The organism is Sphaerothrix gracilis Ecp01, assembly GCF_030405905.1.
Classification (GTDB): Bacteria; Cyanobacteriota; Cyanobacteriia; order Phormidesmidales; family Phormidesmidaceae; genus Sphaerothrix; species Sphaerothrix gracilis.
The window spans coordinates 52,712-79,553 of sequence record NZ_JASATW010000027.1 but is presented as its reverse complement, the minus strand read 5'-3'; the positions used below and the strand labels follow the sequence as shown (position 1 = coordinate 79,553).

The 26,842-nt window shown below is 54.0% G+C and carries 25 protein-coding genes and 1 pseudogene; 15 read left to right on the top strand and 11 right to left on the bottom strand.

Going from position 1 to position 26,842, the window contains the following annotated elements:
* Nucleotides 1–291 (top strand): annotated as a pseudogene (locus QJQ48_RS22890) (hypothetical protein); the annotation flags it as partial.
* A gap of 119 nt (nt 292–410) precedes the next feature.
* Here QJQ48_RS22890 and QJQ48_RS22885 read toward each other — a convergent pair.
* Nucleotides 411–1,709 (bottom strand): ABC transporter substrate-binding protein, encoded by a 1,299-nt coding sequence (locus QJQ48_RS22885; protein WP_346293566.1) that lies wholly within the window; start codon nt 1,707–1,709, stop codon nt 411–413.
* 123 nt (nt 1,710–1,832) lie between these two features.
* Nucleotides 1,833–3,056, bottom strand: coding sequence for a formate-dependent phosphoribosylglycinamide formyltransferase (purT, locus tag QJQ48_RS22880; RefSeq protein WP_346293565.1), 1,224 nt, complete (start codon nt 3,054–3,056; stop codon nt 1,833–1,835).
* Nucleotides 3,057–3,407: 351 nt separating this feature from the next.
* Here purT and pilM point away from each other — a divergent pair, with 351 nt between their 5' ends.
* The 8 genes from pilM to QJQ48_RS22840 all read left to right on the top strand — a co-directional run bounded on the left by pilM (nt 3,408) and on the right by QJQ48_RS22840 (nt 12,813).
* A complete protein-coding gene (gene pilM / locus QJQ48_RS22875; RefSeq protein ID WP_346293564.1) occupies nt 3,408–4,508 on the top strand; it encodes a type IV pilus assembly protein PilM in 1,101 nt (366 codons plus the stop codon).
* Nucleotides 4,509–4,511: 3 nt separating this feature from the next.
* On the top strand, nt 4,512–5,285 hold the full coding sequence (locus QJQ48_RS22870) for a PilN domain-containing protein (RefSeq protein WP_346293563.1): 774 nt from the start codon (nt 4,512–4,514) through the stop codon (nt 5,283–5,285).
* Nucleotides 5,282–6,187, top strand: coding sequence for a hypothetical protein (locus QJQ48_RS22865; protein ID WP_346293562.1), 906 nt, complete (start codon nt 5,282–5,284; stop codon nt 6,185–6,187). Before QJQ48_RS22870 ends, QJQ48_RS22865 begins: the two co-directional genes overlap by 4 nt.
* Nucleotides 6,188–6,278: 91 nt before the next feature.
* Entirely contained in the window at nt 6,279–8,468 is a 2,190-nt protein-coding gene (locus QJQ48_RS22860) for an AMIN domain-containing protein (RefSeq protein ID WP_346293561.1), read from the top strand.
* A 341-nt stretch (nt 8,469–8,809) separates the two neighbouring features.
* Nucleotides 8,810–9,088, top strand: a complete 279-nt coding sequence (locus QJQ48_RS22855) for an HU family DNA-binding protein (RefSeq protein WP_346293560.1) — start codon at nt 8,810–8,812, stop codon at nt 9,086–9,088.
* A gap of 11 nt (nt 9,089–9,099) precedes the next feature.
* Nucleotides 9,100–10,206, top strand: a complete 1,107-nt coding sequence (gene cobD, locus QJQ48_RS22850; RefSeq protein ID WP_428843080.1) for a threonine-phosphate decarboxylase CobD — start codon at nt 9,100–9,102, stop codon at nt 10,204–10,206.
* Between the two features lie 321 nt (nt 10,207–10,527).
* The gene (locus tag QJQ48_RS22845) at nt 10,528–11,454 is read left to right on the top strand and encodes a glycosyltransferase family 2 protein (protein WP_346293559.1); all 927 of its coding nucleotides are present in this window, start codon (nt 10,528–10,530) and stop codon (nt 11,452–11,454) included.
* A gap of 129 nt (nt 11,455–11,583) precedes the next feature.
* Nucleotides 11,584–12,813, top strand: coding sequence for an MFS transporter (locus QJQ48_RS22840; RefSeq protein ID WP_346293558.1), 1,230 nt, complete (start codon nt 11,584–11,586; stop codon nt 12,811–12,813).
* 122 nt (nt 12,814–12,935) lie between these two features.
* On the opposite strand, the gene QJQ48_RS22835 is transcribed toward QJQ48_RS22840, so the two are convergent.
* Nucleotides 12,936–13,982: a spore photoproduct lyase family protein gene (locus tag QJQ48_RS22835; RefSeq protein ID WP_346293568.1), complete on the bottom strand. Its 1,047-nt coding sequence runs from the start codon at nt 13,980–13,982 to the stop codon at nt 12,936–12,938.
* 583 nt (nt 13,983–14,565) lie between these two features.
* On the opposite strand from QJQ48_RS22835, the gene QJQ48_RS22830 reads away from it, so the two are divergent.
* The 3 genes from QJQ48_RS22830 (at nt 14,566) to QJQ48_RS22820 (ending at nt 17,181) form a co-directional block, all read left to right on the top strand.
* The gene (locus QJQ48_RS22830; RefSeq protein WP_346293557.1) at nt 14,566–15,903 is read left to right on the top strand and encodes an AAA family ATPase; all 1,338 of its coding nucleotides are present in this window, start codon (nt 14,566–14,568) and stop codon (nt 15,901–15,903) included.
* 2 nt (nt 15,904–15,905) lie between these two features.
* A complete protein-coding gene (locus QJQ48_RS22825; RefSeq protein ID WP_346293556.1) occupies nt 15,906–16,589 on the top strand; it encodes a Rho termination factor N-terminal domain-containing protein in 684 nt (227 codons plus the stop codon).
* A 352-nt stretch (nt 16,590–16,941) separates the two neighbouring features.
* A complete protein-coding gene (locus QJQ48_RS22820) occupies nt 16,942–17,181 on the top strand; it encodes a hypothetical protein (RefSeq protein WP_346293555.1) in 240 nt (79 codons plus the stop codon).
* Nucleotides 17,182–17,320: 139 nt separating this feature from the next.
* Here the strand turns inward: QJQ48_RS22820 and QJQ48_RS22815 are convergent, their stop codons facing one another.
* On the bottom strand, nt 17,321–18,127 hold the full coding sequence (locus tag QJQ48_RS22815) for a peptidylprolyl isomerase (RefSeq protein ID WP_346293554.1): 807 nt from the start codon (nt 18,125–18,127) through the stop codon (nt 17,321–17,323).
* A gap of 454 nt (nt 18,128–18,581) precedes the next feature.
* Between QJQ48_RS22815 and QJQ48_RS22810 the strand changes: the two genes are divergently transcribed.
* From QJQ48_RS22810 to QJQ48_RS22800, 3 genes are all read left to right on the top strand, one after another.
* Nucleotides 18,582–18,803 (top strand): hypothetical protein, encoded by a 222-nt coding sequence (locus tag QJQ48_RS22810; protein WP_346293553.1) that lies wholly within the window; start codon nt 18,582–18,584, stop codon nt 18,801–18,803.
* A gap of 123 nt (nt 18,804–18,926) precedes the next feature.
* Nucleotides 18,927–20,621, top strand: a complete 1,695-nt coding sequence (locus tag QJQ48_RS22805) for an ABC transporter permease (protein ID WP_346293552.1) — start codon at nt 18,927–18,929, stop codon at nt 20,619–20,621.
* Between the two features lie 199 nt (nt 20,622–20,820).
* The gene (locus tag QJQ48_RS22800) at nt 20,821–21,015 is read left to right on the top strand and encodes a hypothetical protein (RefSeq protein WP_346293551.1); all 195 of its coding nucleotides are present in this window, start codon (nt 20,821–20,823) and stop codon (nt 21,013–21,015) included.
* A gap of 40 nt (nt 21,016–21,055) precedes the next feature.
* Here the strand turns inward: QJQ48_RS22800 and QJQ48_RS22795 are convergent, their stop codons facing one another.
* The 7 genes from QJQ48_RS22795 to QJQ48_RS22765 all read right to left on the bottom strand — a co-directional run bounded on the left by QJQ48_RS22795 (nt 21,056) and on the right by QJQ48_RS22765 (nt 26,827).
* On the bottom strand, nt 21,056–21,514 hold the full coding sequence (locus tag QJQ48_RS22795; protein WP_346293550.1) for a GatB/YqeY domain-containing protein: 459 nt from the start codon (nt 21,512–21,514) through the stop codon (nt 21,056–21,058).
* A 69-nt stretch (nt 21,515–21,583) separates the two neighbouring features.
* On the bottom strand, nt 21,584–21,868 hold the full coding sequence (locus tag QJQ48_RS22790; protein ID WP_346293549.1) for an MSMEG_0570 family nitrogen starvation response protein: 285 nt from the start codon (nt 21,866–21,868) through the stop codon (nt 21,584–21,586).
* 8 nt (nt 21,869–21,876) lie between these two features.
* Nucleotides 21,877–23,040: an MSMEG_0565 family glycosyltransferase gene (locus QJQ48_RS22785; RefSeq protein WP_346293548.1), complete on the bottom strand. Its 1,164-nt coding sequence runs from the start codon at nt 23,038–23,040 to the stop codon at nt 21,877–21,879.
* Nucleotides 23,033–23,998 (bottom strand): sll0787 family AIR synthase-like protein, encoded by a 966-nt coding sequence (locus tag QJQ48_RS22780; RefSeq protein WP_346293547.1) that lies wholly within the window; start codon nt 23,996–23,998, stop codon nt 23,033–23,035. The genes QJQ48_RS22785 and QJQ48_RS22780 overlap by 8 nt, the downstream gene beginning before the upstream one ends.
* Nucleotides 23,998–24,525, bottom strand: a complete 528-nt coding sequence (locus QJQ48_RS22775) for an MSMEG_0567/Sll0786 family nitrogen starvation N-acetyltransferase (RefSeq protein WP_346293546.1) — start codon at nt 24,523–24,525, stop codon at nt 23,998–24,000. Before QJQ48_RS22775 ends, QJQ48_RS22780 begins: the two co-directional genes overlap by 1 nt.
* A gap of 64 nt (nt 24,526–24,589) precedes the next feature.
* A complete protein-coding gene (locus QJQ48_RS22770) occupies nt 24,590–25,687 on the bottom strand; it encodes an MSMEG_0568 family radical SAM protein (RefSeq protein ID WP_346293545.1) in 1,098 nt (365 codons plus the stop codon).
* 102 nt (nt 25,688–25,789) lie between these two features.
* Nucleotides 25,790–26,827: a Nit6803 family nitrilase gene (locus tag QJQ48_RS22765; protein ID WP_346293544.1), complete on the bottom strand. Its 1,038-nt coding sequence runs from the start codon at nt 26,825–26,827 to the stop codon at nt 25,790–25,792.
* Between the last annotated feature and the right edge of the window lie 15 nt (nt 26,828–26,842).

Below are 26,842 nucleotides of genomic sequence, written 5' to 3'. Positions count from 1 at the left end.
AGCGTTCCCTATGTATTCGTCTCGGCGGAGCCAGGGGGCAGCGCTGCTGACCCGCCGCCACCGCCCTCGCGAGCCACAGCATTGGGCCTGTACTACCGGGTGATTGTCGAGGCCACTGATGCTGCTACCCAGGCTCAGGTGCGATCGCTGGTACCAGATGCCTTTCGAGTTCGCTATCAGGATCGAGTCATGATGCAGGCAGGGGCTTTTGAAGACCAGGCAACCGCTGATGACATTGTCCAGATGCTGGCGAATAGCGGTCTGCGAGCCTGGGTTGACAATCTACAGTAATCCGCGCCCAAATCCGCGCCCAGGAGAAATAGCGGCCTATACGCACTGGCAGCCAGAAGTTTGTCAGTGCGTCAAACCGCTATTGCCTTAACCTCAGTCAAGCCAGTAAAAATCCGAGTCTAGCGGCTGTTATTCCACTCAGCGGCGGCATCTGTCACCGCCTGATCAACCTCTTTTTGGCCCAGCATGGCAGCCTGTAGGTTGTTGTAAATAATCTTCTGCAGGGTTTTAATATCTGCCATTGCCGGAATCAGGACTTCGGCGTCCTCCATTTGGCCGGCGCTGACAACTTTAGCGGCCTCAACCGGGCTCGCCTCAGCCGGTAGTTCGGTGAAGTAGCTATCTTCTAGCGCAGCTACCGTAGAGGGCAGCACGTTGGCGGCTTTAGCAAAAGCTAGCTGATTGGCATCATTCGTCACGTACAGAGCAAACTCTAGCGCGGCCTCCGGCTGATCGGTGGCGCGAGGAATAACCAAATTCATCACGGCTACGTTCTTTTTGCCCGTTTCTCCCGTAATTTGAGGCGCGCTGGCTGTTACCTGAGCAATTTCAGGCGCATTGGTGGCGATGGAGTCTAAGAATTCGCCGCCAGAGGTCAAAATAGCGGTTTCGCCAGCCTGATAGAGTTCAATCCCCCGTCGATGCCCCTGGGTGAGCACTTCGCGGGGTAGTAACTCCTGCTGGTAGAGATCAGTCCAGTATTGAAAGACGGCGCGCCCAGCAGGCGTATCAAAGGCCGCCTGTCCTTGCTGATCGACTAAAGGCACCCCCATTTGAATAAACGACTGCAGCACGTCAGCCGCATCTTCAGGCACAAAGGTGACGAAAAAGGCATACTTGCCGGTTTCATCCTTAACCTGTTGGGCAACTTCTGCCAGTTCCGCGTAGGTGCTGGGGGGCTGATCGATACCTGCTTGCTCAAATAAATCCTGGTTGTACAAAGTGATCCGCGTGGTCAGGTACCAGGGAATGCCAAAGCTGAGATCGTCTAAGGTGCTGGCCTGCCAGATCTTGGGTAAGTAGATCTGCTTATCGGCCTCAGAGATGCGATCGTCCAGCGGCAGCCAGGCGTTCTTGCTGGCAAGCTGAGAGGCAAAATCTGGGTTGAGATTAACCACATCCGGCGCGGTACCTGCCGACACGGCAGTCAGAATTTTCCGCTGCATATCAGCCCAGGGCACGTCTACCCACCGCACCGTCAGGTCAGGGTGTTCGGCTTCAAAACTGGCGATTAGGTCGTTGAAATAGTCGGTGAACTGAGGCTGGAGCTGCATCGTCCAAAACTCAACCTCGACCTTGCCGTCGGCAGTTGAGTTCGCGGCTGGCTCAGAGCTACAGCTCACCGACCAGCTCAGCAATAGGCCCAGTAGCGCCAGCAAGCAGAAGCGCGTCCAACGTCGCAGTTTGGGGATAGCCATTTTTAGGGAATCGGCGAGAATCAGCAGTATTCTCAACAGATTAGCGGCGATCGCGGCTTTTAGCCTATCAATCTTGAAAATTCATTTGCTCTGGTTGGGACAAAGCGAATTGAGAGACAGTTTTTACAGCATTACCTGCACCTGCTGGGCGCAGGCAGTAGCCCTTTCTCTAGCCTGTTCTACGCTGTCTCCCAGGGCCAGGGCTACCCCCATCCGCCGATTTTGATGGCAGCGGGGTTTGCCAAAGAGCCGCAGTTGGCTGGTCGGTACGGCTAGAGCCTCGGCCACGCCGGTGAATCGAGGATTTTCGCTGCTGCCAGGGGCCAGGATAACGGCCGAGGCTCCCGGCTGCAAGAGCTGAATTTCGCCAATGGGCAAGCCGGCGATCGCCCGCAGGTGTAGCTCGAATTCTGACATATTCTGGCTCACCATCGTCACCATTCCCGTGTCGTGGGGGCGAGGACTGACCTCGCTGAAGTAGACCGTTTGCGGCTGTTGGGGGGGGCCAGCAATAAACAGCTCGACCCCGAACAGCCCCCATCCGCCCAGAGCGGCGGTGATCTTTTGGGCGATCGCTTGGGCCTGCTGCAGCGTCTCAGGATGCAGCGGGCAGGGCTGCCAAGATTCCTGATAGTCGCCTCCGGCTTGGCGATGTCCAATCGGAGGGCAAAAGTGAGTGCCGTCTTTAGCCCGAACGGTGAGCAGCGTAATCTCCGTTTCAAACTCAACCAAGCCCTCTACGATAACGCTCTGAGCTTTGCCCCGCCCCCCGCTATGAGCATACTCCCAAGCGGCCTCGACATCGGCATCGCTGCGCAGCGTGCTCTGCCCTTTCCCCGAAGAACTCATTACTGGCTTGACCACGCAGGGAAAGCCTAGAGCCGCGATCGCCTGCCGATATTGCGCTAGGGTATTGGCAAAGCGATAGGGAGAGGTGCGCAAGCCCAATTCTTCTGCTGCTAGGCGACGAATCCCTTCCCGGTTCATGGTTAGACGAGTTGCCTGGGCCGTCGGAATCACTCGCCAGCCTTCCTGCTCTAAGGCCAAAAGCATATCTGTGGCGATCGCTTCCACCTCCGGCACAATCAGGCTGGGCTTCACCGTTTCGACAAGCCAACGCACCTTAGCCCCATCGAGCATATCAATCACGTGGGCCTGATGGGCTACCTGCATCGCTGGAGCATTGGCGTAGGCATCAGCAGCTACAACCTCTAGCCCCAGGCGGATAGCTTCAATCGCCACCTCTCGGCCCAGCTCGCCTGACCCCAGCAGCAATATCCGCTGAGCCGCCTCAGAAAGCGGTGCCCCCCACGATGTAAGGGTTTGAGGTGAAGAAAATGTATTCATTTGAGTGCTGTCACCCATAAATTTGAACTTTTTTTGAAAAAATCATGCTCAATTCTCTCAATTGTGTGTACCATCGCTGGTAAAAATTCATTGATTCTTCGCCCAGCCGTCAGTAGGCACTCAGTTGCAAATCCGTCAGCTAGATTTACCATCAGGTTCATATAGAGTTACGAAACCATTGATTTTCCTTAAGCTTTGTATCTTCTGAGTAGGAGTAGCCAATCTGACCTAAATTGTGTACCATGCGTTAGCACAATTTCTGAAAACTCACAATTCACCTTGGGTAATTCGCTATTTTTCTTCACTTTCAAGCCGCTTTAGACTTTCACTCATTGCGATAGCAGAACAGCCGTGGACACTCTCAAATCTCTATTTTCGCGAAAACCGCGGGGCGTTGGTGTCGAGCTAACACCGGAGCGAGTTAACGTTGCGCGTTTGCGCAAGCAAGGTCAAAAATTTCGACTGGATACTTTAGCTTCGGTGGAGGTACCTGAAGGCGCCTTTGAGGAGGGAGAGATTCGAGATTCTGCTTCTGTCGCAGAAGCTATTCAGGCAGCTTTGGTAGAAAGCAAGCTGAAGGTCAAACGAGCCACAACCGCCATTCCCGGACGGGCCGTTACGCGAGTCATCCCGGTGCCGGCTGAGCTAGACGATCAGGAACTGCGGGAGATGGTGCTAAATCAGGAAGCCAGTCTCTACCTGCCTTTCCCGCGTGAAGAAGCCGACGTGGATTATCAGAAACTTGGCTTTTTTGTCGATGAAGACGGTATTGAGAAGGTCAGGGTTTTGCTAGTGGCGATTCGCCGCGAGATTACCGATAGCTACGTTGAAACTTTTCAGCAGGCTGGGCTGGCCCTCAATGTCCTCGAAACCACCAGCTTTGCCCTCATTCGTACTATTCGCGAGCAGCTCCGGCAGTTCACGCCGCAGGAAGCCGCTGCCATCGTCGATATCGAGTTTGAGAGCACCGAAATCTCAATTGTGGTAGACGGCATTCCCCATTTTTCGCGGACAGTGCCCATCGGCACCTACCAGATTCAAAGTGCTCTCAGCCGCGCGATGAACCTGCCCCCTTCCCGCAATACGGACTTGCTGCAGGGGATGACGGTACCCGCGATTCCGATGGACAGTGTTGGAGCGCCTCAGGTGGGCGGCACCAATCCAGGAACCGCAGCGATGCTGAGAGTGTTAGGAGAGCTAGCTGATGAGCTGAGGCGATCGCTCGACTTCTACCTCAACCAGGAAGAAGACATGGAAGTGGCCCAGCTTTTGCTGGCAGGCCCCGGTGGGTCAATCGGTCAGCTAGATGAGTTCTTCTCCCAGCGGCTCAGCTTACCGGCCAGCCAGATTGATCCGATTTCAGCGCTATCGCTAGAGGTAGAAAACGACGTACCGATGACCCAGCGCCCCGGACTGGCGACGGTTCTCGGCCTAGGGTTGCGGGAGGCATAAGCTATGTATGGCATTGACATCAATTTTCTCAACGACCGCGAGGTCAGACCTGCAGAAGTCCAAACCCGATCGCCTCAGGCAACCCCGGTGGGCGATCGCCGGCCGCTCTACGTAGGGCTAGCCGTAGCTCTAGTCGCGCTGGCTGGCGTAGGGGGTTATTGGCTCGCTCTGCAGCATCAGATCCGCCAAATGCAGGCTAGAGAGGCGGAGTTAGATATTCAAATCAGCGAGCTGCAGAGTCAGGTTCAAGAGGTCAACAACATTCAGGCGCAAATTGGCATCATTGAGGCGGAAAATCAGGCCATCGTTTCTTTAATGAACGATATTGTGCCCTGGTCAGCCCTGCTGCGAGAGCTGCAAACCCGCATCCCTGAGCGCATTCAAATTGAGTCTCTCAGTCAAACAGGCGGCGTTGCCCCACCGAATCAGCCTGAGGCAACTCCCCCACCGGCTGGCGGCATCGAAATTCAGGGACAGGCTTGCTCCTTTGACGATGTCAATGATTTTGTTTTGCTGCTGCAGCGTTCTGGTTTGCTCGATGGCGAGACGGTGCAGCTAACAGGGGCCAGCCTGCAGGACGATCCGCTTCCTGCCGAGGATGGCCGCTGTCCCGGAAGTCCAGCCAACCAGAGAGAAAGCTTAGTTGACTACACGGTGCGAGGGAACATTACCTCTCTTCCGGCTGTTGAGCTAATTGAGGAATTTAACCGCAACGGCACTGTTGGCTTAGTTAGTCGCCTCAATGCCATACGAGATACAGGAGTCACCCAGCCATGACCGTCAGTGAAGACTTTATCCCAGTAGAAAATAACCAGGACTTAGAGGCTGGCCCTAGCTATCCGGTTGCGTTTGGCGTCGAGCTAAATCCTCGAATTCAGGGCATCTTGATCGCCATTTTGGGCCTCATCGGTGCCTTTGCTCTCTTTAACTATTTGGTCAAGCCTGTTCAAGAAACTAAGCAAGCTCTCCAGGCAACCATTGAAGAGAAAGAAGCGCAGCTAGCGCAGCAGCAGGCGAGTGTAGAGCAGCTAGAAGAGTTGAGAGCTGAGCTAGATCAGACGATTCAGCAGCGGGTCGAGCTCTACGGCTTGCTAGGCGATCCGGAAAGCTTAGACACCCTCCTGCTGGATACTAACCGCCTGGTCAAGGACAGCAACAGCAACCTGAACAGCATCATTGAGGACAATCTGAGGGCGCTCTATGTGCCCAACGTTCTGCAACAGTTTGGGTTCAGTCAGGGACAGATTCAGCAGGTACTCAATAAAATTCTCACCAGTCCGGGGCTGCGCTCTTGGTACGAAGCTGAGCTTTATCAGTTTGATCCCTCAGAAGCTCAAATCGTCCAAGACGAGTCCTTAGGGCCTGAACTCGCTGGCAAGCTAGAGCGACAGACGATCAACGTTGGCATCCAGGGACTTTATGGTCAGACTCAGGCTGTCATTCGCAACTTAGAGCGGTTAGAGCCGCTGGTGCTAATTCGCAACTTACAGCAGGAGATTGCCCCCCTAGATTCAGATATTTCTGAAGACGATGTTAAGGGGCTGTTTAGGCCGCTGAATACGACTTTCACCCTTGAGGTACTCGTACCTGTTGGCGATCCAACCGAGGTGCCGCCACCGCCGCCACCGCCGCCGGAAGAAGGTGAACAGCCTGCTGAGGGTGAACCTGCAGAAGGCTAGAAACTTTCAAAATCTGACGGCGGCTATCTGCCTGCTAGCTCTGATGCCCTGACCTGGCCCATGACTACCATTTTTTATGAAGGAGTGAACTGTGAAACGCCACCTTGGACTTGCCAGCTTATTATTTAGTAGCAGCGCCGTCGTTGCGATCGCCGCTCAGCCCGCTCAGGCGGCCGCTACCCTCATTACCAATGTTGAGATCAGCTCAACGGCTGACGGTGTGGCTTTGGTAATGGAAACAGAAGCGGGCAACGAGCCGCGCATCTTTACCATCAACCAGGGCAATGAGTTCCGGGCTGATTTGGTGAACACGCAGCTACGACTGCCTGAAAGCACTCGCTTCTTCCAAGACAATCCGGCGCCGGGCGTTGCTTCAGTCGATATTACCCCCCTCGATACCAATAGCGTTCGGATCACCGTTACTGGAACAGATACAGCTCCGGTGGGTGAAGTCCGACAGGCCCCCGGCGATCGCCTAGTCATCAGCCTAGCCACAGATCCAGGTGCGGCGGCTCAGCAGCCCGTCATTATTCCTACTGAAATTGAAACGGTACCGGGGCCAGTCGCTCAGCTTGAGGAAGAAATCGAAGAAGACGTTGAAGTCGAGGTTGAGCCTGAAGTTGACGTTGACGTTGAAGAAACGCCCATTCAAAGCGAACAGCGCCCTGACGTACTAGTCCCTAATCCGGAAGTGACGATTGATGGCGTTGTAGTGCCAGGGCCTGTAATTCAGGTGGCGCCGCCTTTCTTGCCTAGGGCCGTAGCCCCACCTGTCGGCGACATTGCCGTTTCGACTATCGATGCGACGCCTCCTTCAGTTGATTTAGGGACGGCTGAGCGGGTACCGCGCCTCGTGTTGCGCAATGCGCCGACGCGGGACGTCCTTTCCCTTTTAGCCCGGGCGGCTGGACTCAACCTAGCATTTACGGCGGAAGGAGACGGGCCGCGCATTTCTTTAGACATTGAAGATGAGCCGGTGCAGAATGTCTTCAACTACGTCCTGCGTCTCAGCGGCCTAGATGCCAACCGGGTCGGTCGGACTATCTTTGCCGGGCCTGATCTGCCGACGGGAGCGCGGGACATTGTCAGCCGCACCTACCGGATGAATCAAGTATCTGCCGATGCTGCTGCGGGCTTCTTAGCCACGATGGGGGCGGAAACCACTCAGACCATCACCACCGAAGAAACTGAAATCTTTCAGATCGATCAGGGGGTTGAAGGCGCGCCGCCCATCTCTAGAGCCACCACCCGAACTCAAACCACAATTCAAGAACTGACCTATACGCCGACGGAAGCCGCGCCCGTACTACAGGGGCTACAGGCGATCGCTGATAGCCGCCTCAACTCGGTCACGCTAATTGGTGAACCGAGACTGGTGGAACTGGCGTCCCGCTTTTTGGTGCAGCTAGATCTGCGCCGCCGCCAAGCTGCCATCAACGTCAAGATCGTCGATATCAATCTGCTGGCGATTGATGAGTTTGGCACTAGCTTCTCCTTTGGCGTGGATGACACCAGCGTTGTGGGTAACAGCGGCGCCGCGCTCATCAACTTTGGCAATAGAACACCCAACTCGATTCCTTCTGGCGATCTCTTTTCTCCAGGTTCAATCATTAACCCAGCCGGGGGAGGCGTACTCAACCTGCCGCTGCGCTTCTTTACGCAGCTCAGAGCGCAAATTACGAACGGCAACGCTAAAATCCTCACCGATCCGACCCTGATTGTGCAAGAGGGACAAACAGCCAGCGTCAACTTAACGGCGGATGTCGTGACCAACGTAGATATTGAAACGACCAATACCGACCCACCGACAACAAACGTCAGCGTTGAGCTAGAAGAAGCTGGCTTGATTCTGGCCTTACAGGTAGACCGGATTGACGATAACGGATTTGTCACTTTGAACGTATCCCCGTCGGTCACGGCTCCCTCTGGGCGAACGGTCAACGTACCCACAGGCCAAGGCACTGTCACCATTACCCTGCTCAATCGCCGCGAGCTGAGTTCCGGCGCTGTTCGTTTGCGAGATGGTCAAACGCTCGTCCTAGCCGGAATTATTCAGGATCAGGACACCACGAATGTCAATAAAGTGCCGATATTGGGCGATATTCCTATTATTGGAGCTTTGTTTAGGAGCACATCGCGTAACAACACGCGGGCAGAGGTGGTCGTCTTAGTGACGCCGCAAATTTTGGATGATTCGGATCAGTCAGTCTATGGCTACAGCTATACGCCGAGTGAGGAAGTCCAGGACCTGATAGAGCGTTCTCAGGTGGAAGCGCCTTAACTCAGTATTGAGTCTGGCATTTGAGTTACATAGATCACTCTTCTACAGAAAGGCTGAGGTGACTGAAAAAACGTCATTTTCGGCCTTTTTTCTTGCGTAATGTTGCGTTTTGTAAGCAGAAAGGGGATTTCTTCTTAAAAAACCCCGAAATCCATATAAATTCAAGCTTTCATCGATCCATATTGGCTAAGTACCTTCTAGAATAGGGCAGTGAAATTCTCCGATTTTCAGGGGTTTCAGCGATCGCGATTGAGGATCCTCAAACTAAGATCCAAATTCCATCGCTTCCCTACGGAGAAAGCCTATTTAGAACCCACATACTCCATGAGGAGCAAAATCATATGAACAAAGGTGAACTCGTTGATAAAGTGGCAGAAAAAGCTTCTGTAACCAAGAAGCAAGCTGATGCCGTCATCACTGCCACCATCGAATCCATTATGGAAGCCGTTTCCGACGGGGAAAAAGTTACGCTAGTTGGCTTTGGCTCTTTCGAGCCGCGTGAGCGCAAAGAGCGTGAAGGCCGTAACCCTAAAACGGGTGACACAATGGTGATTCCCGCGACGGTAGTTCCCGCTTTCTCTGCCGGAAAACTTTTCAAAGAAAAAGTTGCTCCCGACTAAATCAAACAACGTTGTCAATCGACTTTAAGACTCGACCTGTTCACGGGGGAAACTTAGCCTGGGCAGCTTCGCTGGCCGGCTGTTCCCCCGACCAGCTTTTAGATTTTTCAGCCAGCATCAATCCTTGGGGGCCACCCCAGTCGGCGATCGCGGCGATTATGGCCCACCTGGCAGATCTACGACACTACCCCGATCCAAATTATTTAGCCCTGCGATCGCGTCTAGCTCAGCTTCACGCCATTTCTGCTGACCAGGTTTTACCCGGCAACGGAGCCGCCGAACTGCTGACCTGGGCCATTCGTGACTGTTCTAGTTTAGAGGCCGTCTATTTGCCGACGCCTGCCTTTAGCGACTATCAGCGATCGCTACAAGCGGCCTCAGTGCCCTGCATAGAATGTCCGCTGGCCCTGGATCAGCCGCCAGCGATCGCCCTTGAAACTGCTCTCAGCACCGCCTTGCAGCTAGGCCCACCGCCGGAACGCTGCGCTCTGCTACTCAACAATCCCCACAATCCGACAGGCTGGCTATTTCCCCGAACAGCTTTGCGCCCTTATTTGAATCGCTTCGGGCTGGTGATCGTAGACGAGGCCTTCATGGATTTTTTGCCGCCGCTGCAGCAGCAAAGCCTGATTGCGCTGGTCGCTGACTCTGCAAATCTGGTCATCTTGCGATCGCTGACTAAGTTTTACAGCCTGCCCGGACTGCGCATTGGCTATGCAATTGCTCAGCCAGAGCGACTCCAGCGCTGGCAGCAGTGGCGCGATCCTTGGCCCGTCAACGTGCTCGCCGCCGCCGCCACGCTAGCGGTTCTAGACGATACCCCATTTCAAAACCAGACCTGGCAGTGGCTAGCGCCAGCGCGATCGCAGCTACAGCATAGTCTTGCCCAGCATTCTCAGCTCAGTCCTTTGGCCGGACAAGCGAATTTTCTGCTGGTAGCCTGCGATCGCTCGGTCACAGAGCTGCAGCTACAGCTTTTGCAACAAGCGCATATTCTAATCCGGGACTGCCTGAGCTTTAAGGAACTGGGCGATCGCTATTTTCGCATTGCCGTGCGGACGGATGACGATAACCAGCGCTTGCTCACGGCGATCGCTGCCTGCTTAGCGCAGGCATAGCCGCAACAGTTCGCCCTAAATTTCATGTCCTATTCATTTACCCAGCGCAACAGATTAAGTTTCAAGCTGACTGAGCCAGCCAGTTTATCAAAAGGAGCTGCTGGGGCTTAATAAAATAATGGGCTTAACGGCAACTTTTAAGAGACGGCCGCGTACTATTTTTGGCTGCCGTAGAATCACAGATTCTTTTGAAACGCGGTCACCCGATAATGGCGTCAGCGATTTTTAAGGGTAAACCTCGGCAGACTTCGGCTTTCACTGACAGACATTTAGCTGCTCTAAGCTAACTCAATAGGCGCTTTACCAAAGCATGAATGGGTTATGATTTCGATTTATATTCTGACTTACAACGAAGAAGTTGATATTGCCGCCTGCATTGAATCCGCTTTGCTGTCAGATGACATCATCGTTGTAGACTCTTTCAGCCGCGATCGCACCGTTGAAATTGCCTCTCAGTACCCAGTGCGGGTTGTTCAGCACGCCTTTGAGAGCCACGGCCAGCAGCGCACCTGGATGCTAGAGCAGGTGCCCACCCGCTACGAATGGGCGTATCTTTTAGAAGCAGATGAGCGGATGACGCCGGCCCTGTTTGAGGAATGTTTAGCGGCGGCGCGGTCTGGAGAACATATCGGCTACTATGTGGCCGAGCGGGTGATGTTTATGGGCCGCTGGATTCGCCACAGCACCCAGTATCCGCGCTATCAGCTTCGTTTATTGCAGAAAGGGCAGGTCTGGTTCACCGACTACGGCCATACCGAGCGCGAAGTCTGCCAGGGCAGCACCGGCTTTTTGCAAGAAACCTATCCTCACTACACCAGCGGCAAAGGACTCAGCCGCTGGATCGAAAAGCATAACCGCTACTCCACTGACGAAGCGAAGGAAACTCTGAAGCAGATTGAAAGCGGGCGAGTAGATTGGTCTTTGGTGTTGTTTGGGCAGACGGAGGTTGAGCGCCGCCGGGCCTTGAAAGACTTGTCTCTGCGTATTCCCTTTCGCCCGCTGATTCGCTGGTTTTACATGTATTTTGGTCTGCGCGGCTTTTTAGACGGTCAGGCGGGATTTGCCTGGTGTACGCTGCAGGCTTTTTATGAATATCTGATTGTGCTAAAGACGCGAGAAATGCAGGAGCAGCAGGCATCGTATGGCGCTGGCGTGTCTGCGGGCCGACAGCAGCACCCGCACTTATCCCAGTCTGATCAGCTTGAGTCTCCTAGATTTGAAGCGAGTCTGTTTGAAGACAGGGCTTGAGACAGATAGTGTAAAGTTTTGAAAAGACTTAAAATACGCAAGGATTTGAGTTGACGCCTAGAAACGGCAAAAGGCTGTTGAGAACTGCTATCAGTCAACTTTGTCCGCTGCCGTAATCACTCAGATGGAATGCTGAAACGAGATTTTCTAGGGCTACCCCTGCAGTTTTGGGTTGTGGCCCTTGTGGCCTTCATCAACGCCGTCAGCTTTACCATCATTATTCCGATTATTTATCCCTACGCCAAACAGTTTGGCCTCAGCGATTTTCAGGCAAGCCTGCTCACAACTGCTTACGCTGCGGCCCAGTTTATTGGCACACCAATTTTGGGCAGTCTCTCCGATCGCTTGGGTCGCAAGCCTCTGCTGATTTTGAGTTTGCTGGGCACCGTTGCGGCCAGTTTAGTTGCCGCTTTTGCGGGCGTAGCCTGGCTGCTATTTGCCGCTCGCATCTTAGACGGCCTCACCGGAGGCAACACCTCAATTGCCAGAGCCATCATCAGCGATACCACCACCCCAGAGCGGCGGACGAAAGCTTTCGGTATTTTTGGGGCCACTTTTCGTCTAGGGTTTGTGGCGGGCCCGCCCCTAAGCTATCTGGCCCAGACGGTACCACCGCTGCCGGGCATGACCTCGCTGGGCATGAGCTTTTTGGTGGGAGGGGCGATCGCGGCGATCGCGACGCTGCTTTGCCTGTTTGTCCTGCCCGAAACTCTCAAAGACAAAGAAGCTGGCAAGCTTCAGCTCCGGTGGCGCGACTTTGGCATCGTTAAAGTCCTTCGCTCTCTGCAGCGACCTCAGTTTGGCCGCATTTTTGTCCTCACTTTCTTTAGCGGCTTTACGTTTACAATTTTCACCTTTGCGTTTCAGCCATTCTTTCTCAACGTGCTGAATCAGGACGCCAAAGCCTTAGCGATTGTCTTCGCCGCCATCGGGGTAGTAGGCTTTGTCACTCAGGTGTTTGCGCTCAATCCGCTGAAGACGAGATTGGGCCTGATTACGCTGCTGGCCGGATCTCTGGCCGTTCGAGGCGTATTGTTTTTAGCAATTCCCACCTTTCCCGGCATTGCTGCCTTCGGCCTGATTGCCCTGCTGTTTGGGGCGGTGAACTCTTTCCCGATGCCCATTATTGACTCCATTTTGTCTCTGCGCAGCGGCGATCGCGAACAGGGCGAAGTTTTAGGGATTAACAGCTCTTATTTAAGTATGTCTAACGCCATCGGCCCGGCAGTGGCTGGCCTACTGGTCACGACCTTGGGCTACAAAGCTCCCTTTTGGATTACGGGAGTGCTAACGCTGCTGACAGCTGGATTTGCCCTCACTATTCACTGCCCGCAGCCCCAAAAAGCTAAAGCAAAATAGCCACGCCTTGCTGCATGTCGGTTTGGCAATAACGGAAAACTTAGCAGCAGCCTTGCCGCTGTTGGGTTTCGCTATGCGCAACGCCAACCTACAAAAGCTCCGATTTTAGCTATGTCACACCACTACGTCCAGTAGAGAATTTGGGCTTGGGGAAACTTCTGGGCGATCGCGCTTTCAAAGAACTGGCGCAGCTCTTTCATCGTGTCCTTATCGTAAACATACTTCACCCCGCCAAACTTATTGCGCTTGACGCTGCGATTGGCTTCATCTAAATCGAGCCTGCTGTTGGGATACCACTGCTGCAGAATACCCTTAGAACCGGGGGTGAAGCGATGGGAAATCAGTTCAAAGGTGAGATCGCAGTCGAAATTGAGGGCCGTTGCGGCTTTGTCCAACAGGGCGGTGTACGCCTCGCGCCAATTTTCAATCGGCATGATCGGTGCGATCACAAACCCTACCGGATAGCCGCCGCCCCCCTGAGCGGTCGGCAATGCCAGTTTGCACACAGCCTGCAGACGCTGCTCAACTGTGGCCGTCCCTCCTTCTAGAGTCCGGGCGATCGCGTCGGCGTTGATACTGAAGCGGCAGCGGGTGTGGCCGTTGTGGGGCAGGTTGACCAGGTCATCGACGGCGTCAAATTTGGAAACCCAGCGCAAGCGGGCGCGATCGCGGTTGCCAAAGTAGCGGATGCAGGCGGCGAGGCTGCCTGTGAGGTGCTCAATCCCCAGCGGATCGGTGTAGCAGCTTACTTCATAAGTGGTGATTTTCTCAGGATCTTCGTAGTGCTGCAGGTTGTCTAGGATTTGGGGCAGGTTGGCGTAGACCTTGATGACGGGGGGGCCTTGCAGGCTGCCTGCCAGGTAGCAGTATTGGCAGTGGGCCGGACAGCCCTGAGCAATATGGAACTGCCAGTCTGCTGAGGGGGGAATGGGGCTGAGCTTGAGCTGGCTGGCGGGGGCAGTGACGACGGCGAGGGTGCGCTTAGCAATGCCGTAGGTTTCGCGCTCGGTTTCGCCTCGCAGTCCGGTGAGACGATTTTGGGTCTTTACGGGCAGTCCCAGCGCTTCTACGCGCTGCAAAATCTGCTGGCCCCATTCTTCTTCTAGGGCGGCAGGGGTGAAGATGACCTGCTCTGGCTGCCAGGGGCGATGACGGTAGGCAGTGGCGATCGCGGCAGGCTGCGTGGTGGGTACGGTGGGGGCGGAGGATAAGGACTGAGACAAGGGATTAGGTGCGGCAGTGTGGACAGTTGCTTCCTTAGTCTGACAAACCTAAAACTGGGTTGAACTCTGCTCTATGGCAGGGATGGGTGAATCAGAAGGGATAAAGCAGGGCTGCTGTTGTATAAACCGTAGGATGGGCAAAGGATGATAATCCGTGCTCATCGACCTGCATATTTACGCGCTGATGGGCACGCTTTGCTTTACCCATCCTACAAACTCTGCTCTATGACAGGGATGGGTGAATCAGAAGAGATAAAGACAGAGCGGCTGTCGCATAGAAACTATTATTTTTACGGAATCTGGTAGGGCGGGCAATGCCCACGCTACGAGAGGTTCACTTCGCTTTTTCAAAAGTGCAAATATTGGATAGACAGCTCATTTTAACTGCAAGTTAGATCAATAAAGCATTGATAAACATTCTCTTGAATTATGTGAAATTCCGGACGTATAAACCGCAGTAGGAAGATAGAGAGTGTACCCATGTGGGCACAATTGACTAGATATTTCTCCAGGCTTTCGCCCCATTATTATGGTCATGGTCTCTCGAAGCCTCAAAACTGAATTTGCAAAGATTCCGGAAAACGCCCCTGAAGCAGTTGTGGAGCAAATGTTTGTTTCACATTTCTTGGATGCTTTAGGGTTTGAACAAGGAGCGACATATCCACAATTTGATACAGGCAATGGCCCGGTTGACTATGCCGCTCGAAAAAACACAGATGGAGAGGATGTTTTCCTGCATAATCCTCACAGTCCATGCTTGCTAATTGAGCTGAAAGGTCGAGATATCAACCTATGTGAAGATAGTTCTGCTTATCGCAAAACTGTTGCTCAATTAAAAAGATACCTGCGAGCTGCCAACTGCAAATCAGCCATGTGGGGAATTATTACTAACTCGTCTCATATTCAGCTTTTTAGAAGACATGGCAAAGTCATTCATCCAGCTACAAAATGCCTAAGCCTGCATTCTGAAAATATTGAAGACGTTGCAAACCTAATCAGACAAAAGATCAACAATCCAGAAAACGCTTTAACGGTAGCAGTCTATAACAATAAAGGAGGCGTTGGGAAGACTACCACAGTTGTCAATCTAGCTGCTTCTCTTACTCTTTTAGGAAAAAAGGTTTTAATCATAGATTTTGATCCTAATCAACAGGATTTAACAAGTTCGTTAGGTATCCCTTTAAGTGAAGATAGTCTTTACAGTACTTTACTTAATAAAAAGGTTAAAGCTGAAGCTATTAAGCCTTTTATCATAACAAGCAAATCTACGGGAAAACAGTTTTCCTTTGATATTATTCCAGCCGACAAAATGCTAGCTGATGCAGAAGACGGAGCAATTCGCAAAAGTATTTCAGTTCGCAATCTTAGTCAAATCTTAAAACCCTTAAAAGCTTTATATGACTATATAATAATTGACTCGCCTCCAAACTGGCGCTTCTTCAGTCAAAGCGCCATATATGCTTCAGATGTTGTGTTGTTTCCAACTAAACACAATAATTTGTTCTCTTTAGAAAATGCGGCAACAGCAATTAAGCAATTTATTCCTGAGATCAAATCTGTTAGAGAAGACGGTGGACCAGTGGCTTTGCCGATCTTCTTTAATGGCGAAAAAATAACTCCTGCACAGGAAGTTTCTGCACAGCAGGAAATTGATGAAATTCTCAAACGAATTAAACGAGAAGATGGGACAGATTTACTAGCATACTTCTATCCATACTACACAAACTCTAGAAAGAATCGTCGAATTTTTGAGTTGCCTAGCTATGCTCATATAGCTAATGCAGCTTTTGCTAGAATCCCTGCTGCATACAAAGACAAAACTGCTCGTGAATACTATAAGTCCTTAGTAAAGGAGTATTTTTTATAATGATGAATAGTCTGACTGACATTGGAAATTTAATGCATCTGCGGCTAGAAGATATTGAACCAGGCGAGGGTACAAATGAGCCTGATTTTTTAATTCAAGCATCTGCAAATTTGCTGCAAAAAAATGATGGACATAATTGGGTTCCTATTATTGTCAAAGAGACTGGAGAAGATCAATACGAAGTTATTAGCAATTCACTTATCTATGCAATTGCTGAAGAAGCTGGACTTGAGAGAGTGTGGTGTATCATTGCAGACGATAAGCCAGAGACTGTTGAAATCAGCAAAGTTTTAGCGGGTGAAGTTATTCCTAAGATAAATCTCTCTAAGGCTTCCAGAGACGAGATTATGTCTGCCTTAGAATACTTGAAGAACAAACCAGCGAGTCCTCTCAACCGCGTTGATGTTCTTAAAGCGGCAAATCGTATTGACGAAGCACCGCGCCGATACTGGAAAAGTTTTACCCCGGCAACTCAGCTTGGCTGCGGTATTACAAAAGGTAAAAAGTTAGATACCTTGAAATCAGTTTTTTATCTCACGCCTGAGCCAATGCCTGAAGTCATCTCAGATGCCAATATTCTCAGAACTCTAACTGCCACTGAACTAAAGAAGATGGCGAAAAAGCGAGAAATTTCAGGCTATTCAAAGATGAAAAAAGCCGATCTGGTAGAAGCTTTAAGCGCTTAAGAGCGTGGGATGGGCAAAGGATGATAATCCGTGCCCATCGGCATAATGTTTCCATTTCGGATGGGCACGCTTCGCTTTGCCCATCCTACGAAATATTACCGAGGTGCACTACGGTTGCCTCTTGGCTCTACTTCCGGTATATTCACCCATTAAGCGCTCGAACAACCCAAGCGCTCCCTAGATGTGCAGCCACACTATCTAGAGAGCTAACCCCCAACGCTGTTACCGGCAGCACGGAGGCTACGGCGATTTTACCCTGTAGCCATCCCGCATTGCCATGCAGTTGCAGCGGGGTGGCTTGTTGGTGTTTGAGCGCTCCTAATCAAACACCAACAAAACGGGAAAAAACACCATGACAGACTCCCCGCGCTCAGCTCTACAGCTCAGCCCCTTCAAGCTGCCCAGCGACGATCGCCCCGAAATTTTGCGGGTCATCGCCATCGGCTCCCTGCTCGTCGTCAACGACCACGTCCTGCAGATGTACCAGCGCCACTACGCCGCCATTCACGAATGGTCAGCGCCGCTACCCCTACCCGAATCTGACAAAATCATGCGGATCTTGACCAAGCGGGTGAATTTGGGCGATCGCTAGCATTCTCTCTATCCCAGGAGGTTGGGCGCTGCGGCGTCCAACCCTCCCCGGTTGCCATTGCACGGGCGGGGTGAGCAGTGCCTAAACTGCTAGCTCCAGATGGTATCCGGTCTGAGAGCGATCGCCGTTGACTGGTTGCTTAGTTTGCCTGCGGCAGATTCGGCTGCTTATGGTTAACCGCCTCGCTCTCACCAAGATCAGGTTCTATCCCTGTCTCCGGCGCCGGCATATTCACCGCCGTCTGCTGTAATTGCTGCTGCAACCAGGCGCTAAACAGCTCATTTAGCAACCGCTGTCGCATAGCGTCATCGAGCTGGGCTGGCAAAAACTTTTCCAACCGCACCACCACAAACCACTCGCCAATCTTAGTGGGAGGCCAAATTTGCCCCGGCTGGCTAATGGAGAGCATCCGGCCCAGCGTCGGGTGCGGCACGCTTAGCTCCACCGGGCCGACCAGTCCTCCCGTCTGCGCTTCCTGCCCTTGGGAATACCTCAGCGCTAGCTCACTGAAGGGTTCATTATCATCACGAATGCGAAAATATAGCTCCTGGGCCAGTCCGGCATCTTCAGTGCGAATCAGAGCATACAGCACCCGGTCAAGCTGGGTTTTGCGCTGCAAGAAATGGGAATCGACCTGACTACCCCAGGTTTCTGCCTTAAACTTGCTCAGCTTTTGCTCGCGGGTGATCATCGCTTCGAGTTGCTGGGATGACAGCGATCGCTGCTGCAGCCAAGCCTGGAGCTGTTCTTCAGAGGTAATCTGCTGGCGATCGCAAAATTCCTGCCGCGCCGCTGCCATTTCGTCTTCGCTCAGCGCAATCGGCTCTAAGGTTTGATCAATCACCACCTCTCGTACCAAGTTCGGCAGTAGCTGGTACTGAGACAGCAGCGGTACAAGCTCGTGGGCCGCAAAAGAGCGATCGCCAATCTGCAAAACAGAATCCATCAGCGCTGGTTCTAGCAAGTCTCTATTAGCTCATTACACACCTTATCGCCTACGAGCCGCGATCGCCACTGGTCATCATCCTTTTCCTGCAAATAATTTAGCAGCGACGAGACTCTACTGAGGTGCAGTCCGATCCTGTACCTGTAACAGATGCAGACATTGCTGATCTCAGCTTCCCAGAGAGAGCTACCGCAGCGCCGCCAAAGCCTAAAACGTACGTGCTATGACACGGGTATCAAGGTTGCGATCGCTACATTAGCAAATCAATAGACGGGTTAATTTTGTCATGCAAACATTGGATGACTCTTAGCCAGAAAAGCCATTCCACCTTCCTCGATCTCATTTATTAAGTTGGGCACGCTATTTAGAGGCAAAGTTCCGAAATCAGTTTTAACAAGCTTGTTGACAAAAGTATCCCTTTGCGCATAAACGTCCTCTATGACTGGCACCTTCAATGACACTGCTTGCTAGACTGCTACAGTTGCTGCAATTTATAGAGCTTTTTCTCGAATTTTTTGAATTTTTAGCCACGCCGACCGGACTGGCTGCGAGTGCTGGAATCTTTAGCTACGTGCCGCTGCTGCAAATGAACTGCGAGGCTCCATCCGCCGCAATCTTGGCCAGTGCGATCGCTTTGACGCTCTATTGTCTCCTAGAGCGCTTCGATTTTTCATAATCTTTTGGTTAAACCTGGCAGACTCCGTCAAGCAGTTCTGGGCCGCAGCGGGGAGAAGACTGCTGTACAGATGCGGCAGAAAGTGGCGAAACTAGAGAGACAGCCACGCCCCCATTATCTGCTATGCCTCTGCTGAAACAACCATCTTTGCAATTATCAAAATGGGTTCGAGACTGGCCTAACCTCTTCAACGGCTGGAGCCTGACGGTTTTGCTGATTGCCTGTCTGGTGGCGCTGCCGATTTTGGTCGTTTTGGGCAGCATCTTTGCCCGCACCGGGGCCATTTGGCAGCACTTGACTTCTACGGTTTTAGCCACCTACGTCACCAACTCCTTTTTGTTACTCATAGGCGTTTCGGGGGGAGTGCTGACGCTGGGGATTGGCACCGCTTGGCTGGTGACGGTCTGCCGGTTTCCGGGGCGGCGTATCTTTGAGTGGGCGCTGCTGCTGCCGCTGGCGGCTCCGGCCTATTTGCTGGCCTATACCTACACGGACTTTTTAGAGTATTTCGGCCCGGTCCAAACGGCGCTGCGATCGCTATTTGGCTGGCAAAGCGCGACAGACTACTGGTTTCCCAATGTGCGCTCGGTGGGCGGCGCGATCGCCATGCTAAGTCTGACGCTGTATCCCTATGTCTATATGCTGACGCGGGTAGCTTTTCTAGAGCAGTCTACGGTGACACTGGAGGCTAGCCGCTCTTTAGGCTGTGGGCCGTGGCGCAGCTTTTTTACGGTGGCGCTGCCCCTGGCCCGTCCGGCGATCATAACGGGACTGTCACTGGCGCTGATGGAGACGCTAAACGATTTTGGGACGGTGCAGTACTTCGGCGTCGGCACGTTCACCACGGGCATCTACCGCACCTGGTTTGGCATGGGGGAGCGGGTAGCGGCGGCGCAGCTGGCGGCGATGCTGCTGCTGTTTATTTTGGCGCTGATTTTGTTAGAGCGCTGGTCGCGGCGGCAGGCACGGTACTACCAGAGCGGCGGGCGTCACCCGCAGGCGGCGGCTCGCAGGCTACGGGGCTGGCGATCGCCTGTGGCTTTTCTGGCCTGTTTTCTGCCGATTGGGCTGGGGCTGCTGCTGCCGGGAGGGCTGCTGCTCAACATGACGGTTCGCCATGCGGCAGAAACTCTAGATGATACTTTCATTGAGCTGGCCTATCACAGCATTGTGCTGGCGGTGATGACGGCGGCGGTGGCGGTCGTTGTCTCCCTGGTGCTGGCCTATGGGGCGCGGCTACATCGCAGCCGGCTGGTGCGCTTCGGGGTGCGGGTGGCGTCAATGGGCTATGCGGTGCCGGGGTCGGTGATTGCGGTGGGAATTTTGATTCCGGTGACGCAGTTAGACAATGCGATCGCAGGCTGGATTAAAGCAGCCACCGGCAGCTCACCGGGACTCCTTTTGAGCGGCACGATCACAGCGCTAGTGTTTGCCTATCTGGTGCGGTTTCTGGCGGTTTCCTTTGGCACAGTAGAGTCCGGGCTAGCCAAGATTCGGCCCAATCTGGACAATGCAGCTCGCAGCTTAGGCTATAACCCAACCGAGACGCTGGCAGAAGTACACGCACCGCTGCTGTGGAGCAGTCTGCTGACGGCGGTGATGCTGGTGTTTGTCGACGTGATGAAGGAGCTGCCTGCCACGATTGTGATGCGGCCTTTCAACTTTGATACGCTGGCGGTGCGAGTGTATCAGTATGCGGCAGATGAGCGGCTGGTAGAAGCAGCCGCACCGGCGCTGATGATTTTGCTGGTGGGGCTGCTGCCAGTGATTTTGCTGAGCTGGCAGATTGCCCGCAGTTCAGGGCGCGATCGGGTTTAGAGACTAACCCCGATCTTTTGCTTCATCTATCTAAAGCTTTGGCAAAAACTTACGTATATTTCCTGAGACTGCTTCCCTCAGACGCATTGAGTAGATAAACAGACTGCCAAACAGTAAATTTAAACTTCCTGTCGTCTTCCTTGCCTCTGGCATAGCCGCGCGATCGCGCGGCTCAAAGTAGTTTCCCTCTGAAAAGATCATGACCTTAGGTTCTCACCATAAGCAACAGCCAAAATTTAGAAATAACAAGCTAGGGCGACTGCGGCAGATCGCGGTCGGCGGACTGGCAACGGTTTGGGTCATGCTGCTTTTATGTGCCGTGAGCAGCGAGGCCCGCAGGCTAGCGCAACAAATTTTGCCAAAAGCCCTGATGGAAACAGTTGCCAGATTTTGACCCCTCCGGCGGAAGCCCTGACAGGCCGGGCCGCCACCGTTTAATCCGCTAGCTTCGCCTTCACCAGTTCCTGCACTTTCTTGCCATCCGCCTTGCCCTTCAGCTTTTGCATCGCTGGCCCCATCACTTTGCCCATATCCTTAGGAGAACTCGCCCCCACCTCAGCAATCACCGCGTCAATCGCCGCCGCAACTTCCGCCTCTGAGAGCTGCTTTGGCAGATATTCCTCTAAAATTGCTAGCTCCTGCGCTTCCTGTTCCGCTAGCTCCTCTCGCCCAGCCTGCTGATACTGCGCGATCGAGTCGCGTCTTTGCTTCGCCAACTGGGTTAGAATCTCTAGCTCCTGGGTTTCATTGAGCGAGTCTTGCCCCTGTGCCCGCACCGTCGATTCTTTTTCAATAATTACCTTTTTAATACTGCGCACCGTTTCCAGGCGAATTTTATCCTTCGCCTTCATAGCCGCTTTGATATCTGCGGTGATCTGCTCTTTCAGGCCCATGAATTTTCTCTCCGCTCCTGCAGTGTCATGAGCCGATCCTACGAGAATTTGGGCGCGACTGGCGAACCCCTAGCGAAACTGCACCACCCGCACCTTCGGATCAGCGAGCTGCTGGTACTGGCTAGCAGTCGCTTCAATCTGCCGGAGCTGTCCCAGTGCGAGGCTGCAGGGACTGCCGTACTTAGCCAAAACGCGATCGCTAGCAATTTGCAAAGCAGCCTGTGACCGGGCCACAAAGTCAGCTAAATCGTAAGTTTTGCCGGGTTCAAAATATTCTTTCACCACCAGCGAAGGGGAATAGCAAAGCGCCTCAGCGCCGTCGGGCCATTGAATTTGAAAGCGAATTTCGGGCATTTTTGGGGCTATTTAGATAGAGCAACGGGCAGCACTTTAGCATAGGCATCGAGATGAAGCTGTGCCGATCGCTGCCAGGAATACTGCGGCCCAATACGCTGGCTGTTGCGGACGAGAAACTGGGCAGCGTGGGGCAGCAGCAACCGCAGCATAGCCTTGGCAATAGCGTCAGTCGCTTGAGGATTCACCAGGCAGGCTTGGCTGGGAGAGAGAAATTCGGTGAAGGGAGCCTGATTGGCCGTGATGACGGGCAGACCAGAGGCGATCGCCTCTAGCACTACCAGTCCCCAGCCCTCCTTAGTCGAGGGCAAGACGAACACATCGGCGCTGCGGTAGAGGTCAGGCAGGTCGGTGGCGGGAATAACGCCCGGCAGAATCAGCGATTCGCCCGTGACAATATCAAGCTGCTCGGCAAGCTGAAAAAACTGCTGCCGATAAGACTGATAGTCAAACAGGGTAGCCCCACCGGCAATTACGAGCTGAGCTGTGGGTACCTGCTGCCGCACTTGGGCAAAGGCCCGCAGCAGACGCAGTGAATTTTTACGCGGTTCAATGCCGCCAACGGTGAGAAAAGTAGGTCGCTGGGTCAGGCCATAGCGCTGACGGATGGCCGCTTCCTGACCGCTAAACTGGGGCGAAAAGCGCTGAAGATTGACGCCATTTAGCACTTTGGGCGCGTCAATCCCATAGTCCTGCCGCAGCACTTGCTGCCAGCGATCGCTGACGCACAGGCACAGATCCGGCAGCTGAATTGACTTGTGCTGACAGCTTTGTAGATACGGACTTTGAAAGTCTTCAATGTGATGCACCGTACGCACAATCGGGCCAAAGTGAGGCCGTCTCTGCCGCAGTTGGATTAGGGCATTGGCGCTGATGCAGTCTTGGGCGTGATAGAGATCGAAGCGGCGATTACCTTGCTGCAGAGCCGCTACAAACTCCTGAATTCGCTGATGGATGAGCTGATCAATAGCGATAGGAGCAGGCCGAGCCAGAATTAGACAGCACTCGCAGGCCAGTTCCTCCTCAAAGCCGCCGCCATCTTTATCGAGCGCATAGATACAGACCTCATGCCCCAGCTTGGTAATTGCATTCGCCAGTTCCAGGGTGTGCACCACGCTGCCCCTGGGCTTAGTAGAATAGGTCAGCAGCGCAATGCGGCGGCGTTCAATCATCGCTAGCAACTCCAAATCCGGTGAGGGTTTCCCAGCGCAGATCCCAAAAGCAGGCAGCTTCGTCAGCTTGGGTCAGGGTCAAAATGCGATCGCCCGTCACCGTCCCCACCTCCGCACAGATCAAAGGGTGGGGCTGAAAAAATTCCTGTACCTGCTCAACGCTGCTGGGCCGCACGCTGAGTAAAAAGCCGTAGCTGGGAAAGCTCAGCAACCAACGTTTTAGCGTCAGTTCCGGCGGACAGGGGACTCGGTCTAAGTCCAGCACCGCGCCGCAGCCGGAAGTCTCTAGGAGCATGAGCAGGGTGCCGATGAGTCCGCCCATGCTAATGTCCTTGCCCGCGTTGCAGAGACCGGCTGCCGCCAGCTGGGGCAGCAGGTTTAAGTGCGATCGCAGCTCCGTCGGATCGGCCTGAGTCGCCGCGTCCCAGAAGGGATAGTCCGGGTGCGCCTTACCGCGAAAATTACTCACCAACAGCAGCTTGTCTCCTGGCTGAGCATCAAAGCTCGTAATCAGCGCCTGCGATCGCCCTAAAATTGCCACTGACAGAGCGTTATAGGGACTTTGACAGCTCGTATGTCCACCCACAATCGGCACTGCAAACGCCTGCGCGGCCGCCACCATCCCCTCCCACAGAGGCGCGGCGGCGGCGGCTGACTGGCTCCACAGGGTATCTACGACAGCTAGCGGTTGTCCCCCCATCGCATAGATATCGCTGACATTCACCAGCACCGAACACCAGCCGGCAAACCAGGGATCTGTCTCCACCAGTTTCGGCCAGATGCCCTCTGCCGCCAGTAGCAGATAGCCCTGACCGTCTGGAATCGCGGCGCAGTCGTCTCCTAGCAAAACAGCTGACTCAGCGTTGATCCCAGCCAGCCGCCGTGCCACCGCCTGAATATCTTGTTTCTGGCGAATACCGAGCGCCTGCCGCAGTTCTATAGTCAGTGCCGCCAGCATCAGGAAACCTGACGCGATCGCAGCATTGCTGCCTGTGGCAGCGGGCGCATTTCACCGCTAGGGGGATAGTAGTTTAGGTCAGCTTCCATCAGGTGATGGGGGCGATTGCAGAGGCTAATTTCTTCTAAGGAAGTCCAGTGCAGCCGTTGGAAGAAGCGCACATTTTGCAACTGGACGGTAGCTAAAAAGCGATCGCAGCCCCAGGCATTGGCGGTTGTGACCGCTTTATGAATCAGCCCTTTGCCGATACGCCCCACGCGCCGATAATTGGGATGCACTCCCAGCCGCCCGCCATACCACTGACGCGGCCCGGTTTCGTAAATGCGAACGACGCCGACTACCTGCTGGCCGGCAATCACCTCATGCTCAACCGCGATAATCGGATAGGCGTGCTCGTCGATGTCATCTGCGTCGTGCCCGCTGAACAAACCTTGTTCTTCGCAGAAAATGGTCTGCCGTAGGTTGAAGTAGGCTCGGATCTGGCTGTGCGATCGCGCTAGTTCAAAGCTGTACCGTCTCAGGGCCATTGAATGCTTTTCCTCCGCATTGCTAAATGTCTATGCTTGATGGGCACGCTTTGCTTTGCCCATCCTACGGGTCTAAACCCTCCTCGAATGTTGATAAGGCGGAACACGCGCCGCACTTGGCGCATCCGGCTTTGATTTCGGCTACTGACATTCCTGCCTGCCGCAGCAGTGCGCCCACCTGCTGATACAGAGCAAACATAAAGTCACTGTCAGGAGCAGGATGGTTAGCCAACGGCGTATCGGTAATGGGGACAAACGGCACCACAAAGGGATAGACACCGAGAGCAATCAGGCGATCGCACGCTGCCACCAGTCCTTCTAAGCTGTCTCCCAGTCCGGCCAGCAGATAGGTACTCACCTGCCCCCGGCCAAACACGTCTACAGCAGCGGCAAAGGCCGCAAAATACTTGCTCAGGGGCACCTCAGCCTTACCGGGCATAATCCGGGCGCGGATCGCTGGGTCTATGGCTTCCAGGTGCATCCCCAAGCTGTCAATGCCCGCCGCCTGCATCCGCTCAAACCAGGTGAAATCGTCCGGCGGCTCACACTGGGCCTGAATTGGCAGATTCACTCGCGCTCGAATGGCCTTAGCACACTCAGTCAGATAGGCCGCGCCGCGATCGGGGGTATGCGGCGTTCCCGTCGTCATCACCATATGCTTCACGCCGTCGAGTCGCACTGCTGCTTCTGCCACTTCCGCAAGCTGCTCCGGCGTTTTGCGGGCCAAAGTGCGGCCCGCTTCTAAAGACTTTTCAATGGCGCAGAACTGGCAGGCAGTGGCCGGATCGCGGTAGCGCTTGCAGGTTTGCAGTACCGTCGTCGCCAGCACGTCATGGCTGTGGAGCAGGGCAATCTGCCAGTAGGGAATGCCGTCAGCAGTGCTGAGGCTGTAGAACTGAGGCTGCTGGGGAAAAGCAAGGGGGGCGATCGCGCTGCTGGCCTGTTCTAGCTGCACCGAGCGATCCGGCTGAATTTGAGCGGTGTAGGGAGACTCGGCAGCCGTTCCGGTATAGATTGGCACCATCACCGTCGTACCCTCAATGGTGACCGCCTTGTGGTCAGATGGCCCCGCCCCACCCTTCCGCCCCGCTGCCCCCACAGTGGCATCGATGAGTTTAAGGCCACGGGTTTGCAATTCTGTAATTAGGCGTTGTTTATTCATAGATGGGGAAGGGAGGGTTTTGCACGGGTCGTAGGCAGGGAAGGATTTTGCCCTAAAAATGGGGAGACAAAGCGCAGTTGCTAGCTAACTCCTCCCGCAGGGTCATTCGGCGTTATTTTCAGCCGCTTGAGATAAAGGTTCTGGGAGCGGCGATGAGAAAGGCAGGGAAGATGGTCTGCCATGATCAGCGTCGAATGAGGTCGCGTCAGCAGCCAGGGGAGACCACCGGCTAGACGTATGTTTGAGCTGCAGCAGATCAGGCCGGGCGTAGTGACCAACAGAATCCATCATGCGTTTGCGCTTGGTAATCAGAGAAAAGTCAAGATCAGCGATCGCCAAGCCTTCCCCTGCCGTAATCGGCTCACAGAGGGGGACACCTTCTGGGCTGATGATGGCCGTGTAGCAGCCGCCACTGAGGACTTTTTGCAGCTTCTCGTCAGGGACAATCTGTTGCTTCTGCTCATCAGAGAGCCAGCCCGTGGCATTCACCACAAAGCAGCCAGATTCCAAAGCGTGATGCCGCATCGTCACTTCCATTTGGTCGCTGAAGACTTGCCCCACCATCGAGCCGGGGAACTGACCGCAGTGAATCTGCTCGTGCTGAGTCATCAAGGCATAGCGGGCTAGCGGATTGTAGTGCTCCCAGCAGGCCAGCGCTCCAACCCGCCCCACAGCGGTTTCCACCACCTGTAGACCCGCGCCATCTCCCTGGCCCCACACCATACGCTCGTGAAAGGTGGGCGTAATTTTGCGTCGCTTCAGCAGCAGCGCACCGTCGGCGTCAAAGATAAGCTGGGTGTTGTAGAGGGAACCCTTGTCGCGTTCATTTATCCCTGCCACCACCACCATGCCGTAGGAACGGGCAGCGCGGCTGATGGCATCCGTCACCGGGCTGGGCACTTCTACAGCCTGCTCATAGAGCTGCATGTGGGCCTTACCCATAAGGACGGGCGGCTGCACAAAGGAGAAGTAGGGATAGTAGGGAATAAACGTTTCTGGAAAGACAATGAGCCTCACCCCAGACTCAGCCGCCGCCGCGATCGCCGCCAATACTTTTTCTGTAGTGCCGTCACGACTGTGCAACACCGGGCTGAGCTGAGCGGCAGCAACTCGAATAGTTTTGGCGTCGTCTAGGGTCATGGCTGGGAAATTGTA